The following is a 16,378-nucleotide window of genomic DNA, read 5'->3' as shown; positions in this document are numbered from 1 at the left end:
GTTCTCAACCAATCGAGCTATTGCGAAGCTTAGGCGTTGAGATGTGAGAACCGGATGAAGGCCGGCTCTGTTCTTGATATTTATCGCTGTATTACGATCGTGGCTTAGACTGAAACCACATCTACAATTATCTTGCTTAATTTGACAATCTCCCAAATTCCCTAGGCTAAATAGGGGAGATTCTTAAGAATCCAAAGACCGATTCTGAGGTTCCTATAGCAATCCTGAACCCATCATCACAGGACTTAGGCACAGGGGGTCAAAAACCCGGTTTCTCGGTCAATATCTCAGGCGAGAGAGCGACGATTTTTCACAGAAACCGGGTTTTTTGCAGTCCTGCATCAGTAAAGTTTAACCACTTTCTAGCAAATGACATGGTAAACATTCCCAAATTGCGGTATTTACGTACTTGTGCTATGTAAACCTTGTTCGATCGCTCCCAGTTTTAGGTATCGGCAATATTATCAAACAAATAGCAAAAAACCCGGTTTCTTGATGAAGCCCGGTTTACAGGATGTATGTTGCTGCTGAAAGCTTGGGTTAACTATAGCTTACCAACCGTTTGCGAAGAGATTCTACTCGTCGTTTTGCCGTCGCATTGTCTGGCTCGTGTTTTAGGACTTCTTCGTACATTTCTAAAGCTTGAGATTCTAATTTTTTACGCTCGTAGGAGTGGCCCAAATTATTGATCGATGTGACGTAGCCGGGCTGCAACTTAATGGCTTCTTTGTAATAACGGATTGCTATATCGTACTGTTCTTGACCGAAGTGTGCAAAACCGAGAGCGTTATAAATTATCGCTGCATTTTCTGCACCTTCTAAATCTTCGGATTTCAGGGCTTTTTGAAATAGCAATATCGCCTGGGAATAAAGACTTTTGTCTAGATAAATACTGCCCAATTGGTAGTATTCTTGGGCTGTTCCCTTCTCTTTCGTGAGCTTTGTTTCTAAGCGTTCCAGGGACATTTCCCGCTTGCGAGTTTTGAATATCTGGCTGACTATAAACCAGGAAGCACTGCCTAGTATGAGTAGCAAGACAGACAAGTAAATAATGAGTAAATTGCTATCCATGCTTTTAAAATTTGGTTGGTATTTGGATTTTTTTATGTATTTGAATGCAATGACAATCCTTGATATTTGACGAATAACTTGTACTAAAAACCGGGAAATGGCTGAGGTAATTACCCAGGATAGCGCTCTCAAAAAGCAAGAATCTAGAAGTAAGAACAAAGAAGGAAAAGCGGTCTCAATCTCCTAGATTTATCTAAGAAGTCTTCCTTCTCTGGCAGATAACTACATCCTTCTTACTTCTTATTTCTGCCTTCAGAAAACTATTCAAGCTTTCACGATGCGGCTGACTTGGCCATTTCCACGACTTTGCCAAATGTTGCGGGGTCAAGGATTGCCATTTGTGCCAACATTTTGCGATTGATTTCAATGTTTGCTTTCTTCATATTGCCGATGAGTTTGCTATAACTCATGCCGTGCAAGCGAGATGCTGCATTGATCCGAGCAATCCACAGGCGGCGGAAGTCGCGTTTGCGTTTTTTGCGATCGCGATAACCGTTACGCAGGGCTTGCATCACCCGTTGGTTAGCTGTGCGGAACTGTTTCGACTGTGCGCCTCGGAATCCCTTGGCTAGTTTGAGAATTTTTTTGCGGCGCGCTCTAGCGACATTACCGCGTTTTACCCGTGTCATCTTTGATTACCGTTAAACTTTACAAGTATGGAAGCATTAACCGCACGTTATCGTCGTTGGTCTCGTCGATGACGACCAATTTAGACAAGCGACTTTTGCGGGCTGAACTTTTGTGGGAGAGCAAGTGGCTTTTGTAAGCTTTGCGGCGCACAATTTTACCGGTGCCGGTCGCTCTAAAGCGCTTTGCGGCTGCTTTGCGAGTTTTGAGTTTTGGCATGGACTGGTGTTATTTGGACACAAGCTATAACCGTATCACGTTTGTGGTACTTTCTGCAAGCTGGATTTCTGGCAATATATTCAGGATGGGCGATCGGCAGGCTCTTGCGGTTGTTGGGCGCAGTTGACATCTAAAATTACAGAATTATGAACACATTTCACTTTTGCAGCCCTCAGCCTCCCGATTTACGGTCTCTGACTATTAAAGGTGAGCGGCTAAGATTAGTGGCCATCTCTGATGAATTTGAACAGGATATCTTTCAAGAGTTCACCAGTGAAATTACCTCTATATGTTTCCATCACCTGCTGAAGATATTGAGAGAACACGCAGCTTCATAGTCGAAGGAATTGAGTGGCTGCGGACGCAATTATGCCTGATGAGATATAATAAAAATAACTTATTGAGGGGGAATTCATGGTGACGGCAGCATCCAACAAACAGTCAGCAATCATTCGTACAGATCGGGGACTGACGATCGCAGAAACGCGCATCACGCTCTACGATGTGATGGATTACGTGACTGCCCAATACCCACTCAGGTTCATCCGTGGTCTTTTCAATCTAACCGATGAGCAAATTAACGCGGCTGTAGCCTATATTGAGACAAATCGCGCTGAAGTTCAAGCCGAGTATGAAATTGTGCTGAAGGAAGCTGAAGAACTTCGGCAGTATTACGAAGAGCGAAATCGCGAGCTGATTGCCCGACTTGCCACAAAGCCACCTAAACCAGGTATGGAGGCTGCTTGGGAAAAGCTTCAAGCACAGAAAGCAAAACATCAAGCTCAGTTGGAGCTCCACGCATGATTTTCCTGGTCGATCATAATCTTGAAGGACATACTCTACTTTTAGCAGGTAATATTGCTAGCCTTGGTTGGCTGGATCTGCTACCGATTCGCTTTATAACTTTTGAAGAAGTTGCATTATCCGTTACGAGTGATGACAGAGTAGTTTGGCGGTTTGCACAGACAAATCAAATGATCTTGCTAACAGCCAATCGGAGTATGAAAGGTAAGAATTCTCTAGAGAAAGTGATGCGTGAAGAAAATACATCAACTTCATTGCCCGTTGTCACTATTGGAGATGCCGATCGAGTCTTGACCGATCCTGATTATCGCAATCTTTGTATCGATCGGCTGATTGAGATTATCTTTGATATTGATGACTACAAAGGTTCAATGAGACTTTTCATTCCATGAGACTGTTTATTACTGAACTTGGCGCTGCTCTCGATACAAGCGGAGGGCGTAAACTCCGGCTGCAGTTAACTGCAATTCTTTAATTACCGCTGCCATTTCGATCGGCAATTCTGCAATTTTCGATACCATAACTGGATGTTCTGGTGGTAGCAAAACCGGAGCGGCCAGGGCTGCAAAAGTTATGTCTGCTGCGGATATTGTATCGCCCACTAAATAGGTTTTTCCGCCTGCTAATCTTCGATCGACAATCTCAAAAATTTCTTGGATTCCTTGCAGCGCCTTGGCTGCGGAATCTACTGTTATGTTGTAGCGTTGCCGTATTGTGCTGCTAAGGAACGGAAAGATTATTTCAAACCCAAGACGCTCAAGTTGAGGCGTACCGCTGCACCAACCAGTTCGCATTGTTTCGCGATCGCCCGATCGATAAAAATATCCCCAATTGCGAGTATCTGCTCCCAGTCTAGCATCAAATAACTCTTCAAGTTCTTCGACTTCTCGGCGCAATTCAGGCTCTTTTGGATACAAACCGTGGCTTTCTGGATTGAGAGTATCGAGGTAATGCAAAATATCTGTTGAATCAATAAAGTTCCCAGATTTGGCAACTAAAATGGGAACGCTGCTTCCTCCGTGTTTGCGGGTAGCCCAGAGGTGAAAAGCTGGTACGTGTCTTTCTTCTATGTAGGGGATTTTTAGCAAATCCAGGGCCCACCGCACTTTTTCGCAGTAGTGGCTGATAGGAATAGTAATGAGGCGGACGATTTCGGTATTGGCAACTGTTGAGTGATTCATAAAGTAATTGAGGTTTGTAAATGATTGAACAACTGCCTTGCTTGGGCAAGGAAAATTGGAGGCAGAGCCTCCGGATCTGCGTTACTAGGCAGAGCCGAGTAACGAGTAGAACGAGTAGAAAATGCTTTTTTAAGACCGAACGGTCTGTTTGAGACCAAAAAAATTATCCGGTTCTAAAGTTGACTGTCGAGATATTCGTGCAAGTGAGCAACTACTCTTTTGACGTGAATTGCATCCCCGTAAAGTTTGCTCATCATCACGGCTCCTTCCAGCGTTGAAATCACAATAGTTGCGACTGCATCAGCTTCGACATTTTCTCGCACCTCGCCTTTAGCAATTCCTTTGTTAATAATTTTGCAAATCAAAGCGCGCCAACCATCCATTGCTATTTGCACCCGCTGACGCAAAGCTGGATGAGCATCATCGCTTTCGACTGCGGTATTTAACAGGGGACAGCCACCTGGAATTGGAGGATTTTCGGCAAAAGTGCTAAATAAAGATATAACAGCTTTTAGCCGATCGACCGAATTGTGTTTTCCTTTCAAAGCTGTGAGGTATTGTTTTCGCATACATTCAGCAGCAAAGTCAAAAGCTTGCAGGGCTAACTCATCTTTACTCTTGAAATGGTTGTAAATTCCTCCTTTTTGCAAGCCTGTAACGCGCATAATGTCAGACATAGATGAACCTGAGTAGCCGTACTGGTTGAACAGTGCTGCGGCTTCCCTGAGAATTTTTTCTCTGGTTTCTTGAGCTTTTGACATTTTTATGGCGCTAACCGACTTATCGGTCTTTTTTAGAGAATAGCAGAGGCAACTGTGAATGGCAAGGGGCGATCGGCAATGAATTTAAAATTTAACTTAAAGCCGATAACAAATAACAAATTTAACAAATTCAACAAAAAAAATAGGCTAGCCATATTTCACAGCGCCTATCTCAATCAATAGTCTAATGTGGCTCCCCGCAACGCCGTCTTACCTCAGCTTTTGACCTGGTATTTTACCAGGTGGGCACCGTTGGCTCGGACTTAAAGTTTCTGGGTACAAGCCCAGTTTACTGCTGTCCAAACATCTTGATTCCCGAAAGTTAAGAGTTATAGATCAAAAAAACATTATTGGCAGTCACCAACGTCGCAGTAGAACCTGTATTTAATATATACCAACTAACTCGATTTTGGCAACTCTTCCATCGATCTAATTTGCATTCCAGATAGATTCAATGGTTTGAGCGATCGCCTCTGCTGGCGATCGCCCATGCTCCAACGCTTCCTCATCCAGCAAAACAGTAACGTGACCCAGTTTGCGGCCCGGACGCGATACTTTCTTACCATACCAATGTACAAAAGCACCCTCTATTTGTGCCAGTTGTTTTCGTTTTTCTGAATAATCGGACTCAGCCGATTCATAGCCTAGTAAATTTACCATCACAGCACCGGCAGAGTTTAAATCGCAATTGCCTAAAGGCAGTTGACAAACTGCACGCAAATGTTGTTCAAATTGTGAAGTTTTGCAAGCATCTATGGTAAAGTGTCCCGAATTGTGGGTGCGCGGTGCAATTTCATTGACCAATAGTTGATTGTCGGCGGTTAAAAATAGTTCAATGCCGAATACGCCCACAGCTTGTAAACTATTGAGGAGAGTACGGGCGATCGCAGAAGCTTGGGCTTCGATCTCCAAACTAATCCGGGCAGGTGCGATCGCCAGACGACAAACCTGATTTTCCTGTTGAGTTTCTACGATCGGGTAAATGGCAATTTCACCCTGAGCCGATCGAGCTGCAATTACAGCCAATTCGCGATCGAAAGGCACAAACTCTTCCACCAACAAAGCTACACCTTTGAGGTTAATACAAATCGACTCCAGACTCGCTGAATCTTTGACCACAAAAGTACCTTGACCATCATAACCGTGGCGGCGAACTTTGATAACCAAGGGAAAATCCAAGGGCAAATTCTGGCTACAATCCCATTGCCAAAACCTAGGAGTTGGCAAACCCAAATCTTGTAAATAACAGCGCTGCACGTACTTATCCAACAACGGATAGAGAGAGGACAAACTAGGCTGAAATAAAACACCTTGATTTTCTAGTGTCCGCAAATCATCCAAATCCACAAACTCATTTTCAAAAGTAATAACATCAGAGCGAGTGGCTAATTCAGCGGTAGCATTAACATCATCAATTGCCGCCAAAACAGTATCACTAGCAATAGAATTTGCCGGGTCAGTAGCCAGGGGAGTTTGCACCACCAATTCAATACCCAGCTTACTAGCAGCAGACCCCATCATCCAAGCTAGTTGACCGCCGCCGACAACACCCACACGCTTAACTTTGGGAGATGTAATGGCAGTGGATGGAGTAAATTTCATCGGACTAATTTTAATTATGTTAACCTGACTATTTTATAACAAAAAGTACCGCCATAAATATTTTGTACAGACTGGTACATCAACAATAGATAACAAGTAACAACAATTTCAATAAACCAGCCTCCAGCCAACATTAAATCGCCATCGACCTTTTAAGTAAAAGTATTGAATCAAAAAATCACCCCAGCATCCTGAATCTAGGAAAGTATTGAATTATGGCACTGGTTGACCCATTCTCCAACAGCAGCCAATCCCGGACGATCGAGAAAAGTGCCACATCTAGCAATTCCCTAGCGCCAAGCATGGCATAATTGAGAGCACTGCAAAAAGCAGATAGATAAGTACCAACACTGCAAAGTGGCCATTCAGGCACAAAAATTATAGGTGAGGATGCTGTGAAAGTTTTGGTTGTGGGGAACGGAGGTCGCGAACACGCGATCGCAAAAAAACTGCTCGAATCAACGCGGATTAAACAAGTCTTCTGCGTACCAGGCAACGGCGGCACAGCTACCACCAACGGCTGCCAAAATTTGTCACTCAACATCGACGACTTCCAAGGCATGGAACGCTTTGTGATGGTCAACAACATCGGACTTGTCATCGTCGGGCCCGAATTGCCCCTATCACTAGGGATCGTTGACTACTTCCAACAGAAAAAACTTATGGTTTTCGGCCCCACCAAAGCCGGGGCGCAAATTGAGTCGAGCAAATCCTGGGCGAAGGAATTAATGCTCGAAGCAGGAATCCCAACACCAAAAGCAGCCGTATTTACCAACCCAGAAGCAGCCAAAGCATACGTTGTTGAACAAGGAATCCCGATCGTCATCAAAGCAGATGGACTGGCATCAGGCAAAGGAGTCACCGTTGCCACCACTGTCAAAATGGCTCACACCGCCATCAACACCATTTTTCGCGGCGAATTTGGCACCGACAACATCCGAGTCGTAGTCGAAGAATATATAACAGGTCAAGAAGTATCGATTCTCGCCCTCACCGACGGCATTACAGTAGAACCCCTGGTCCCCGCCCAAGACCACAAAGCCATCGGCGAAGGTGACAAGGGAGCCAACACCGGGGGCATGGGAGCCTACGCACCAGCACCGATTGTCACCCCAGAGCTCATGGACAGGATTCAAACAGCAATTTTGGAACCCACCCTCGCAGCTTTGCAAAAACGCAAAATCGACTATCGCGGCGTACTCTACGCAGGTTTAATGATTACACCCGAAGGAGAACCCAAAGTCTTAGAATTTAACTGCCGCTTTGGAGATCCCGAAACCCAAGCCGTGTTGTCTCTACTGGAAACCCCTCTGGAAGACTTGCTGCTAGCCTGCTGCGTGCAGCGTTTAGGAGATTTTTCGGACATTCGCTGGAAGTCCGGGGCTTCGGTTTGCGTCGTTTTGGCATCTGGGGGTTATCCGGGAAATTTCCAAAAAGGCAAAACTATTACAGGCATTGAGGAAGCCGAAGCCAAAGGTGCAGAAGTCTTTCATGCCGGCACTCAGTTGAAGCAGCAGCAGTTAGTCAGCGACGGTGGTCGGGTTTTGGGTGTCACTGCTGTGGGAGAAACTTTGGAACAAGCTATTGCTAAAGCTTACGAGGCGGTAGATTGTATTCAGTTTGAAGGGGTCTACTGTCGGCGCGACATCGGCCGTCGAGCTTTGCCCGACAAAAATTAATTAGGAATTTCGACCTCGGCCACTTGCGGGAACTCAAGCAATCTCAAAGTAGAAGTGTCACAATAAATCTGGGTTCTTTTCAGTGGCGGCAGTGTACTCATTCAGTGTACAAAGGCTGAGGAAAAGCCTCTTTATTTAATTCTACTTTAAATTTTTAACTGGTAAAATGTTGGCCATACTAAACAAAATCGGAGAAATTATTGCTCGCTGGTGGTCGGAGTTTACCCTCCAGACTCGTCTGATGGCCGGTGCTACCCTCGTAGTTTCCTTAATTATGAGCGGTCTGACATTCTGGGCCGTCAATACTATCCAACAAGATGCCAGACTTAATGATACCCGCTACGGTCGTGACCTGGGTCTGCTGTTATCGGCTAATGTGGCTCCCCTGATTGCCAAAAACGACCGCTCTGAGGTTGCTCGTTTTTCCCGTCAATTTTATAGCAGTACCTCTAGCGTCCGCTATATGCTCTACGCTGACGAAGCAGGGGATATTTTTCTGGGGATACCTTTCTCGGAATCGGAGGTGCAAACTTCCTTGACTCTGCGACGTCAGATTAAACTTCCCCATAGTTTTATCGCTGACATTGAGGCGAGAAATTTAACTTCTGTACCTTTGGTGCGACAACACTTGACTCCTGATGGAGAAGTTACTGATGTCTTTGTTCCTCTAATTCATGAAGATAAATATTTGGGAGTTTTGGCGATCGGGATTAATCCCAATCCCGCTGCTGTCATCTCTTCCAATTTGACCAGAGATGTCACTTTAGCAGTATTTGTGACTATTTGGGTCATGGTAATTTTGGGTGCTGTATTTAATGCGCTGACGATTACTCAACCAATTAAACAATTAGTTTTGGGAGTCAAAAACATTGCCAGTGGAAACTTTAAGCAGCGAGTTGACTTGCCTTTGGGTGGAGAATTGGGCGAGTTGATTGGCAGTTTTAATGAGATGGCTCAGAAACTGGAAAGTTATGAAGAACAAAATATTGAAGAATTAACAGCGGAAAAAGCTAAGCTAGAAACTTTGGTCTCAACGATTGCTGATGGGGCGCTTTTGTTAGATGCAAATTTGCAGGTGATTTTAGTTAATCCGACGGGAAGGCGGATTTTTGGATGGGAAGGCAAAAATGCGATCGGAATTAATGTCCTGCACATTTTGCCTGCGGAAGTGCAGCAGGAATTGGCGAGACCCCTTCACCAAATAGCTGGGGGCGATCGCGAAGGTGGCGAATTTCGGATCTCGATGAGGGAACCCATAAACCGTACCATTCGGATTGTCTTAACTACTGTAATTCTCCACAAAGCACCAGGCACAGAATCTCTCTGCAAAAGCTGTATCCGCGACGATGAAAATACCTGTAATGAACCGGAGCGCCCGGAGGTTGTGGAATGTACTTTCTACGAACAAACTTTGAAATATCTAGGTTCTGGTCAATACCGGGACAGTCTCAAAGGCATTGCAATGACCGTGCAGGACATTACACGGGAAGTGGAACTAAATGAAGCTAAAAGCAATTTTATTAGCAATGTTTCTCACGAATTGAGAACGCCTTTGTTTAATATCAAGTCTTTTATTGAAACTCTCTACGAATACGGAGAAGACCTTCAAGAAAGTGAGCGGCGGGAGTTTCTGGAAATTGCTAATCGAGAAACCGATCGACTAACTCGGTTAGTTAACGATGTGCTAGACTTGTCGCGGCTGGAATCCTGTCGAGTTTATCAATTGGACGCAGTGGATTTGTCTCAAGCTGTCGAACAAACCCTACGCACTTATAAATTGAATGCGAAGGATAAAGGTATTGAACTGGAACAAGATGTTGACCCGAATTTGCCCTCGGCTTTAGGTCATTACGATTTGCTGCTACAAGTATTGGCAAATTTAGTGGGAAATGCTTTGAAATTTACTTCTGCGGGTGGTAGGGTTGCTATTCGAGCTTACCTGCTAGACCCTCAGAATGAAAACCACAATGATACTGCTTCGGGACACCACAACCTATCATCGGAATCACACAATTTTCCGGCGGTGCGCATCGAAATTTCTGATACTGGGATTGGCATAGATCCCGAAGACCAACAGGCAATTTTCGATCGCTTTTTTAGGGTAGAAAACAGAGTTCACACTTTAGAAGGAACGGGTTTAGGTCTTTCTATTGTCAGAAACATTATTGACAAGCACCACACTAAAATTAATTTAGTTAGTGAAGTTAATGTGGGTACTACTTTCTGGTTTGATTTGGCAGTTTATCAGCCGAAAAAAACCTTAGAAATTGAAAATTCTTGGCCACTTGATGTAAAAATTGAGAGTGAAATAAGTTCGAGTCATGTTATTTGAAAGAAGTCATTAGTCATTAGTTATATCAAATCCGTTGACATCGGAATTATGATTTCTCTCTTCTCTTTCTCTGTGTCCTCTGTGTTCTCTGTGGTTTAATCATTCCGATACAACCGGAAACGATATTATTGGTTAAATGAGGTACGCCTGGGCATCAGAATGCGATCGGAGCGTACCTCACTTGTTTTAGAACTGCTAGGCATTATGTAGTTATTGTAACAACAGTCAACAGTCAACTGTCAACTAACTACTAACTAAGGCTTTTTCTAGCACGTTCGGCTCTTTCTTCTGCGGTATCCATCACCTCCGCCATCTTTTCGACTATTTCCCCTGGATAATTTTCCAAAATCCGGGTAGAAAGTGAAATTCGGCCCCGGCTTTCATCGAGGTCAATCACTATTGCTTTCAAGATTTGACCTGGGGAAAACACCTGGGAAAGGTTTTCAATATATTTTTGGCTGACTTGCTTGATGTGCAGCAAACCGCTAATTCCTTCCATGTCTATAAACACGCCGAAAGGCTTAATGCTGCTGACTTTTCCTTCTACTAATTGACCGATTTGTAACTGACTGAAGGCAGAGGATTGAGTTGCTAGGCGCTGGGAAAGTACCAGTTTTTGTCGCTCTTGGTCTATTTCCAAGAAGCTGACAGTCAAAGCTTGACCGACGAGGGATTCTATGTTATCTCGATCGATTAAGTGCGATCGGGGAATAAAGCCACGCATTCCCTGAACATCCACCGTCACCCCGCCCTTATTTGCGCCCGAAACCCGCACCTGAAGGACTTTACCGCTTTCCTGCAATTCGATTAGCCCTTCCCACGCTTCCTGAATTTGTAGCTGTCGCAGAGACAAAGTAACTTGGCCATCTGCATCTTGTTCGCGGATAATTAAAAAATCCAGTTCCTCTTGCAAAGGCACGACTTCCGACAAATTCGCGATGGTTCTCAAAGCAGCTTCTTGGATGGGTAAAAACGCCGAAGACTTGCCACCGATATCAACATACGCACCATTTGAGTCGTGCTCCAAGACTTTGCCACGCACAACTTGTCCCTTCTGAAACTCGTAGTTGTGCTGTTCAAGGGCTTTTGCAAAATCGTCCATTGAAAAGGATGCTTTTGCGCTTTGAGAACCTGTAGATTTGGAATTCATGTAAGTTTAGTTGTCAGTTATCAGTTGTCAGTTGTCAGTTGTCAGTTGTCAGTTGTCAGTTGTTGGTAGAAAATTTTCCCCGTCTCCACATCTCCCATTCTCCTCATCTCTAAACAGGTTGAAGTTCCTGTTGAAATAGATGCTTGACTTGCTCCCACGATTCGGCTGCTGCGGTAGCGTCATAACTGCCGCGGTGGTTGCAGAAGAAACCGTGATCGGCATTGTAGCGGAAAATTCGGTGAGAAATATGATGTTTTTCCAATTCTGTGGCAATTCGATCGACTTGTTCTGAAGGAATGCTGGTGTCTTGAATGCCGTAAAAGCCGTAGAGAGTGCCTTTAATCTCTGCTGTGCGATGGATGGTGGGGGGGCCACCACCGGGGGTTTGGGTGGCGATGCCAGCACCGTAGAATGAGGCTGTAGCCTTGATTTCCGGTAAGGTGGCGGCGAGGTAGGCTACGTGTCCGCCAAAGCAGAAGCCGATGCAGCCAAAGTCTGGTTGGTTGACAAATGGCAAGGTTTTGAGGTAGTCGATGGTGGCTTGGATGTCGCTCAGGAGTTCGGATGCGGTAGTTTGTTCTTTGTATTTTCTCCCGATTTTGATGTCTTCGGGGGTGTAGCCTGTTTCAAAGCCGGGGGCGAGGCGTTGGTAAATGGCTGGGGCGATCGCCACATAGCCCTCTTTTGCTATTCTTTCGGTAACTTCGCGGATGTGCGAGTTGACACCAAAGATTTCTTGAATGACGATAACTGCGGGAAATTGTCCTGCTGCTGCTGGTTGGGCTAGGTAGGCGGCGATTTGCAAATCGCCGTTGGGGATTTTGACGTTAGCTGTATGAATTTCTGAGTTGGTCATTTGTGAAGGAGATTTTTGTTATTGAACCGCGAAGGCGCGAAGAACACGAAGGAAGAAAAGAGAAGTTTTGTATGAATATTATTTTTCCTATTATACCAAGATTTTGGGCTGAAGATTTTTTTGTTTTGGGACTCTGCGTGTCTTGGTGGTTGGTTAATTTTACGACATCACGTTATCAGGAAATTTTTGTTTCAAAACTGGCATGACTGGACAAGGCTTGAGTTCTTGCAAATTATCGGGTTTGTTCCAAGTGAAAGGGCCTTTTTTTTCGGCTGCCATCCACAGCAAGCTTTTGGCTCTTGTCATGGCTACATAGAGCAATCTAAACTCTTCTGCTGTTTTCAAATATCCAGCTTGTTCCCAGGCTTGAGTGAGAGTTGGAAAAGCCTCTTTTTTGTGTAAGCTAGCTCGGATTTGTGCTCTGGCTACTTCTGCTAAGGTAAAATCTCCTAAAAATTTAGCTTGTGGTAAGACTCGCAAACTTCCGGGTATAATTTGGTCGTGTAGAAATGGGATGAAAACGCAATCCCAATCTAATCCTTTTGCTTTGTGCATGGTAATGATTGTTAGTTGACATTTGCTGGTATAGCGTTCTTCTATTTTCTCTTCTGCTTCCACTGGTTCAAATCTTTCGGAAGTGACAATTTCACTGAGCACACCCAACATATTGCTCATTGAATTGTTGCCAATAGTTTGGATTGCGACTCGTTCAGCTAATTTGTCTGCTGTGGCTAATTCTGTTTGGTCGTATTGCAGGGCTAGGGCTAGAAATGAGATGATTTGATATGGTGGAAGTTCTAAGCGGGCTTGTAATAAACCGCAGCAAAAGTAGCGACATTTCTTAACTGGGTCTGATTGCTTTGGGTCGAGGGGGCCTGGGTACAGAAATTGCTCTGGGCTTGTGGTAAAGGCATTGTAGTCTTGTTTGGGGATCAGTTGCCGATCGCTCAAAATCTTGAGTGCTGCTTTTAGGTAGTCTGGTGAGTGGGGGCGATCGAGAAATTGCAGTAATGTTAAGATTTCCCAAGGTACTTGAGAATGTCGATCGCGTTCTCCCACATCTTCTATCTTAATCCCATATTTTTTTAAATCTACGCTTAATCCATATTTATGAGGATTTTCTAGCACCTCTTTGATTAACTTTCCTTGTTTGTTTTCTCTCACTAAAACAGCCATCGACTTGAGATGTTCTAAGGGCAATGTTTGCTGATTCTCTTCGTCTCTCATCTCCCCAGATTCTGGGATATCTTTTTCGGTACTTTTCCATTGAAAATCTGTTGGCAAAAATTCCTCTACCAACTGAATAACTCGCTTGCCAATTAATTCGATGCTCTGGTAGATATCGCGAGGAGTGTACAATTCTAAGCCGCGACCAAGGGGTTCGGGGTTGGCATTTATTTGCTGGTCATCGCTGCCAACAGCTTGAATATCTTGCTCGCGAAATGGCGGTTCTGTTCCCGCTAATTCGGACTCATTTACCCATTTCAAAATAAAGTTGGCTGCATCTATAATCACCTGACTACTGCGACCAGCTACATACATTTTGGCTAACTTATTTTGACGTTCGCATTCATCACAAAAGTCGTTAAAATAAATCGGGTCTGCGGGTGTGAAAGTAGAATTTATCGCTTGATTTGGGTCGCCAACTCTGATAAAATTTTCCGGTAATTCTGGATGTTCTGGATCTTGAGCTAATGTTTTTAAAAGCTTAGTCTGTAAAGGTGTAGAATCTTGGGCTTCGTCTTCAAAAACGGCAAATACTTGTTTTTGCTCGATCGCCCTTGCTCTCGGATTCTCTAACACTCGCAAGGCTGCTAAAATCATTTCGTCGTAATCGATAAAATCCCGACTCTTCAACACAGCCTGATATTTCTGATATAAACCTCCTGCTACAGCTAAAATTTCATAACTGTCTCCCGCAGACATAGCTCCCATTTCTAATAAATCTTCAGGAAATAAACCTGAAGATTTGGCTTCGTGAATTACAGTGGTAGCTAACTGTGGCAAAATCTCTGTTCGTAAAACAGACTGTCGTCGCATTCTCTCCGTTTCTTCACCATCAAATTGCTGTCCTTCTAACAAACTTTGATATCTGCGGGGATGTTCCGCTATCCAACTTTCTACACAGGCGCGAATTAAGCGGTGACTTTGAGTGGTGTTAACTAAAGTTGAATTTTCTAAATTTAAACCCGATAAATCAGGATGGCGCCTCGCAATATTTAATGCCAAACCGTGTAAAGTGTTGACAACAAAACCGCCTTGGGGTAAGGACAATTCTTTCAATCTGTCGCGGATTTTAAATTTAATATTAGCAGCAGCCGATCGCGTAAAAGTCACTACTACTAACTGACGGCGGCTGTGAAGTTGATGGCGGGCGATCGCAATTGCTGACGCAGCAGCCATTCCCGTAGACTTCCCAGCCCCAGGCACCGCCGAAACCGCAAGGGGGCCACCTTGCCAATTTGCCATGTCTTTCTGGGCGTCACGCAAGCTGTCGCGAATCTTCTGACAAGCTTGTTCTCGCAAAATGGATGCTAACTCCGATCCTGATTGTGAAGTAAACAGGCTTTCGGGGCTCTTGATACCAGTAATTGAGGAAGTAAAATTAGGCTCGAATTCGTCAGTCATGGGATTTTAGATAGGAGATTTTAGTCGATAAAAATATTTTTAACGCTCTACCGTTTCAATTTCTGTATCAGCTATCCTGAGACTATTGATTCCCGCTTAAGCTAAAACCACCATAACATTTAATACCCAAAGGTTTTTAGAGGACAAACTACCCATGCAAATTTACCTTAAAACCAATTCCCAGCCACCAGTAAAGCAAAGTCGGAACGGATTAAACAAAAGCACAACTCGCTTTGCCCTAGTCGCATTTTTAACTTTATCCTCTACCATTGCTTTGCCTAGTTGTGGTACTCAACCCACCAGCCAGGAAAACCAAGTGGCTGCTGGCGCTCCACAAGCTTCTCCGGCACCCCCAGCAACCACAGCAGAACCGGCAGCATCAAAAATGGCTGCTGCACCAAAAGATGCCAAAGATGTCAAAGCAGAAACTCCCACCACTCGTCCCCAACTGATTAAAAAAGCCGAACTTGGTCTAGTTGTCAAATCTATTGATGCTAGCACTAAATCTGTGACTAACATTGTCGAAAAACAGCAAGGTGATATCTTGGGTTTCCAAAGCGAAAAGCCACCCGATTCTAGTATCCGACAAATGGCAACTTTACAGATTCGCGTGCCTCAAGAACGATTGGAAACTACTTTAGATAGTTTAGCAAAACTCGGAACCGTACAGAATCGCGCTCTGACTGCGGAGGATGTGACTGCTCAGTTGGTGGACAATGAAGCTAGACTGCGGAATCTGCGTAAATCGGAGGAAGTGGTATTAAAAATTATGGACCGTTCTGGTTCTGTGGGTGATGTACTCAAAGCTGCTCAAGAATTGACCCATATTCGGGAGTCTATCGAACGAATTGATGCTCAGTTAAAGAGTTTGCGAAATCAAGTGGCTTATTCTATTATTAGTCTCACTTTAGAAGCAGCAGTATCTTCTCAACAAGTTCCAGAACCTTCTCTTGGTTTGCGGATTCAGGAAACTTGGGGGAAAGCCACTCATTCTGTAGGAGAATTAACTTTTGGTTTGTTTGATTTAGGTATTTGGTTGTTGGCTTACACTCCTTATTTTTTGGTGATTGGGGCTGCGGTTTATGGTTTTAAGAAGTTTAAGAAACCACAGTCTGTCCCCAAAATAGAGGAACAGAAATCCCTTGATTAGTCATTGGTTATTAATTTTAAGAACAGGCAAGATGCCTGTTCTACTCGTTACCAGGCTCTGCCTGGTAATGCAGATTCGGAGGCTCTGCCTCCAATTTCGATCGGCAGCTTTTCGAGGCAGAGCCTCTGGATCTCGGTTCCCAGGCAGAGCCGGGGAACCAGTTAAATTTTAAGAACACGCATTTTTAACTAATCTACTCGTTACCAGGCTCTGCCTGGTAATGCAGATTCGGAGGCTCTGCCTCCAATTTCGATCGGCAGCTTTTCGAGGCAGAGCCTCTGGATCTCGGTTCCCAGGCAGAGCCGGGGAACCAGTTAA

Annotated in this window: 15 protein-coding genes and 1 other RNA gene; 5 read left to right on the top strand and 11 right to left on the bottom strand. The window is 44.4% G+C overall.

Annotated elements, in window-relative coordinates; translation table 11 throughout:
• Positions 1-540: 540 nt before the first annotated feature.
• From AAFP11_RS15890 to rpmI, 3 genes are all read right to left on the bottom strand, one after another.
• Positions 541-1,071 carry a tetratricopeptide repeat protein gene (locus AAFP11_RS15890; RefSeq protein WP_341737949.1) on the bottom strand — a complete coding sequence of 177 codons (531 nt, stop codon included), beginning with the start codon at positions 1,069-1,071 and terminating at the stop codon, positions 541-543.
• A 272-nt stretch (positions 1,072-1,343) separates the two neighbouring features.
• The gene (rplT, locus tag AAFP11_RS15885) at positions 1,344-1,700 is read right to left on the bottom strand and encodes a 50S ribosomal protein L20 (RefSeq protein ID WP_340520188.1); all 357 of its coding nucleotides are present in this window, start codon (positions 1,698-1,700) and stop codon (positions 1,344-1,346) included.
• Between the two features lie 19 nt (positions 1,701-1,719).
• Positions 1,720-1,917 (bottom strand): 50S ribosomal protein L35, encoded by a 198-nt coding sequence (gene rpmI, locus AAFP11_RS15880; RefSeq protein WP_293245916.1) that lies wholly within the window; start codon positions 1,915-1,917, stop codon positions 1,720-1,722.
• Between the two features lie 414 nt (positions 1,918-2,331).
• On the opposite strand from rpmI, the gene AAFP11_RS15875 reads away from it, so the two are divergent.
• Positions 2,332-2,721 (top strand): DUF433 domain-containing protein, encoded by a 390-nt coding sequence (locus tag AAFP11_RS15875; RefSeq protein WP_340550273.1) that lies wholly within the window; start codon positions 2,332-2,334, stop codon positions 2,719-2,721.
• Positions 2,718-3,113, top strand: a complete 396-nt coding sequence (locus AAFP11_RS15870) for an ACP S-malonyltransferase (RefSeq protein WP_340550274.1) — start codon at positions 2,718-2,720, stop codon at positions 3,111-3,113. The genes AAFP11_RS15875 and AAFP11_RS15870 overlap by 4 nt, the downstream gene beginning before the upstream one ends.
• Positions 3,114-3,122: 9 nt before the next feature.
• On the opposite strand, the gene AAFP11_RS15865 is transcribed toward AAFP11_RS15870, so the two are convergent.
• From AAFP11_RS15865 to AAFP11_RS15845, 5 genes are all read right to left on the bottom strand, one after another.
• Positions 3,123-3,902, bottom strand: coding sequence for a glutathione S-transferase family protein (locus tag AAFP11_RS15865; RefSeq protein ID WP_341737948.1), 780 nt, complete (start codon positions 3,900-3,902; stop codon positions 3,123-3,125).
• 173 nt (positions 3,903-4,075) lie between these two features.
• A complete protein-coding gene (locus AAFP11_RS15860; RefSeq protein WP_341737947.1) occupies positions 4,076-4,663 on the bottom strand; it encodes a TetR/AcrR family transcriptional regulator in 588 nt (195 codons plus the stop codon).
• A gap of 191 nt (positions 4,664-4,854) precedes the next feature.
• A non-coding RNA gene (ssrS, locus tag AAFP11_RS15855) (6S RNA) lies at positions 4,855-5,041 on the bottom strand.
• 51 nt (positions 5,042-5,092) lie between these two features.
• Entirely contained in the window at positions 5,093-6,265 is a 1,173-nt protein-coding gene (locus tag AAFP11_RS15850) for a 5-(carboxyamino)imidazole ribonucleotide synthase (protein WP_341737946.1), read from the bottom strand.
• Between the two features lie 178 nt (positions 6,266-6,443).
• Complete coding sequence (locus tag AAFP11_RS15845) at positions 6,444-6,638, bottom strand: hypothetical protein (protein WP_341737945.1); 195 nt, start codon at positions 6,636-6,638, stop codon at positions 6,444-6,446.
• A 22-nt stretch (positions 6,639-6,660) separates the two neighbouring features.
• Between AAFP11_RS15845 and purD the strand changes: the two genes are divergently transcribed.
• Positions 6,661-7,944: a phosphoribosylamine--glycine ligase gene (gene purD / locus AAFP11_RS15840; protein ID WP_341737944.1), complete on the top strand. Its 1,284-nt coding sequence runs from the start codon at positions 6,661-6,663 to the stop codon at positions 7,942-7,944.
• Between the two features lie 166 nt (positions 7,945-8,110).
• A complete protein-coding gene (locus AAFP11_RS15835) occupies positions 8,111-10,276 on the top strand; it encodes an ATP-binding protein (RefSeq protein ID WP_341737943.1) in 2,166 nt (721 codons plus the stop codon).
• A 250-nt stretch (positions 10,277-10,526) separates the two neighbouring features.
• Here the strand turns inward: AAFP11_RS15835 and AAFP11_RS15830 are convergent, their stop codons facing one another.
• The 3 genes from AAFP11_RS15830 to AAFP11_RS15820 all read right to left on the bottom strand — a co-directional run bounded on the left by AAFP11_RS15830 (position 10,527) and on the right by AAFP11_RS15820 (position 14,910).
• Positions 10,527-11,426, bottom strand: coding sequence for a S1 RNA-binding domain-containing protein (locus AAFP11_RS15830; RefSeq protein ID WP_341737942.1), 900 nt, complete (start codon positions 11,424-11,426; stop codon positions 10,527-10,529).
• Positions 11,427-11,535: 109 nt separating this feature from the next.
• The gene (locus tag AAFP11_RS15825) at positions 11,536-12,282 is read right to left on the bottom strand and encodes a dienelactone hydrolase family protein (RefSeq protein WP_341737941.1); all 747 of its coding nucleotides are present in this window, start codon (positions 12,280-12,282) and stop codon (positions 11,536-11,538) included.
• A gap of 159 nt (positions 12,283-12,441) precedes the next feature.
• A complete protein-coding gene (locus AAFP11_RS15820) occupies positions 12,442-14,910 on the bottom strand; it encodes an ATP-dependent helicase (protein WP_341737940.1) in 2,469 nt (822 codons plus the stop codon).
• A gap of 154 nt (positions 14,911-15,064) precedes the next feature.
• Here AAFP11_RS15820 and AAFP11_RS15815 point away from each other — a divergent pair, with 154 nt between their 5' ends.
• Positions 15,065-16,060 (top strand): DUF4349 domain-containing protein, encoded by a 996-nt coding sequence (locus tag AAFP11_RS15815; protein ID WP_341737939.1) that lies wholly within the window; start codon positions 15,065-15,067, stop codon positions 16,058-16,060.
• Positions 16,061-16,378: the final 318 nt, after the last annotated feature.

This window comes from Microcoleus sp. CAWBG640 (assembly GCF_020883015.1).
Lineage (GTDB): Bacteria > Cyanobacteriota > Cyanobacteriia > Cyanobacteriales > Microcoleaceae > Microcoleus > Microcoleus anatoxicus.
This window is presented reverse-complemented; position numbering and strand designations above follow the sequence as displayed.

Bases quoted from the DNA above. Each gene is read 5' to 3' on its own strand.
- AAFP11_RS15825 (WP_341737941.1), bottom strand. From the start codon at position 12,282: ATGACCAACTCAGAAATTCATACAGCTAACGTCAAAATCCCCAACGGC.
- AAFP11_RS15850 (WP_341737946.1), bottom strand. From the start codon at position 6,265: ATGAAATTTACTCCATCCACTGCCATTACATCTCCCAAAGTTAAGCGT.
- AAFP11_RS15835 (WP_341737943.1), top strand. From the start codon at position 8,111: ATGTTGGCCATACTAAACAAAATCGGAGAAATTATTGCTCGCTGGTGG.
- AAFP11_RS15865 (WP_341737948.1), bottom strand. From the start codon at position 3,902: ATGAATCACTCAACAGTTGCCAATACCGAAATCGTCCGCCTCATTACT.
- AAFP11_RS15870 (WP_340550274.1), top strand. From the start codon at position 2,718: ATGATTTTCCTGGTCGATCATAATCTTGAAGGACATACTCTACTTTTA.
- AAFP11_RS15890 (WP_341737949.1), bottom strand. From the start codon at position 1,071: ATGGATAGCAATTTACTCATTATTTACTTGTCTGTCTTGCTACTCATA.
- AAFP11_RS15820 (WP_341737940.1), bottom strand. From the start codon at position 14,910: ATGACTGACGAATTCGAGCCTAATTTTACTTCCTCAATTACTGGTATC.
- AAFP11_RS15860 (WP_341737947.1), bottom strand. From the start codon at position 4,663: ATGTCAAAAGCTCAAGAAACCAGAGAAAAAATTCTCAGGGAAGCCGCA.
- rplT (WP_340520188.1), bottom strand. From the start codon at position 1,700: ATGACACGGGTAAAACGCGGTAATGTCGCTAGAGCGCGCCGCAAAAAA.
- AAFP11_RS15815 (WP_341737939.1), top strand. From the start codon at position 15,065: ATGCAAATTTACCTTAAAACCAATTCCCAGCCACCAGTAAAGCAAAGT.
- rpmI (WP_293245916.1), bottom strand. From the start codon at position 1,917: ATGCCAAAACTCAAAACTCGCAAAGCAGCCGCAAAGCGCTTTAGAGCG.
- AAFP11_RS15875 (WP_340550273.1), top strand. From the start codon at position 2,332: ATGGTGACGGCAGCATCCAACAAACAGTCAGCAATCATTCGTACAGAT.
- AAFP11_RS15830 (WP_341737942.1), bottom strand. From the start codon at position 11,426: ATGAATTCCAAATCTACAGGTTCTCAAAGCGCAAAAGCATCCTTTTCA.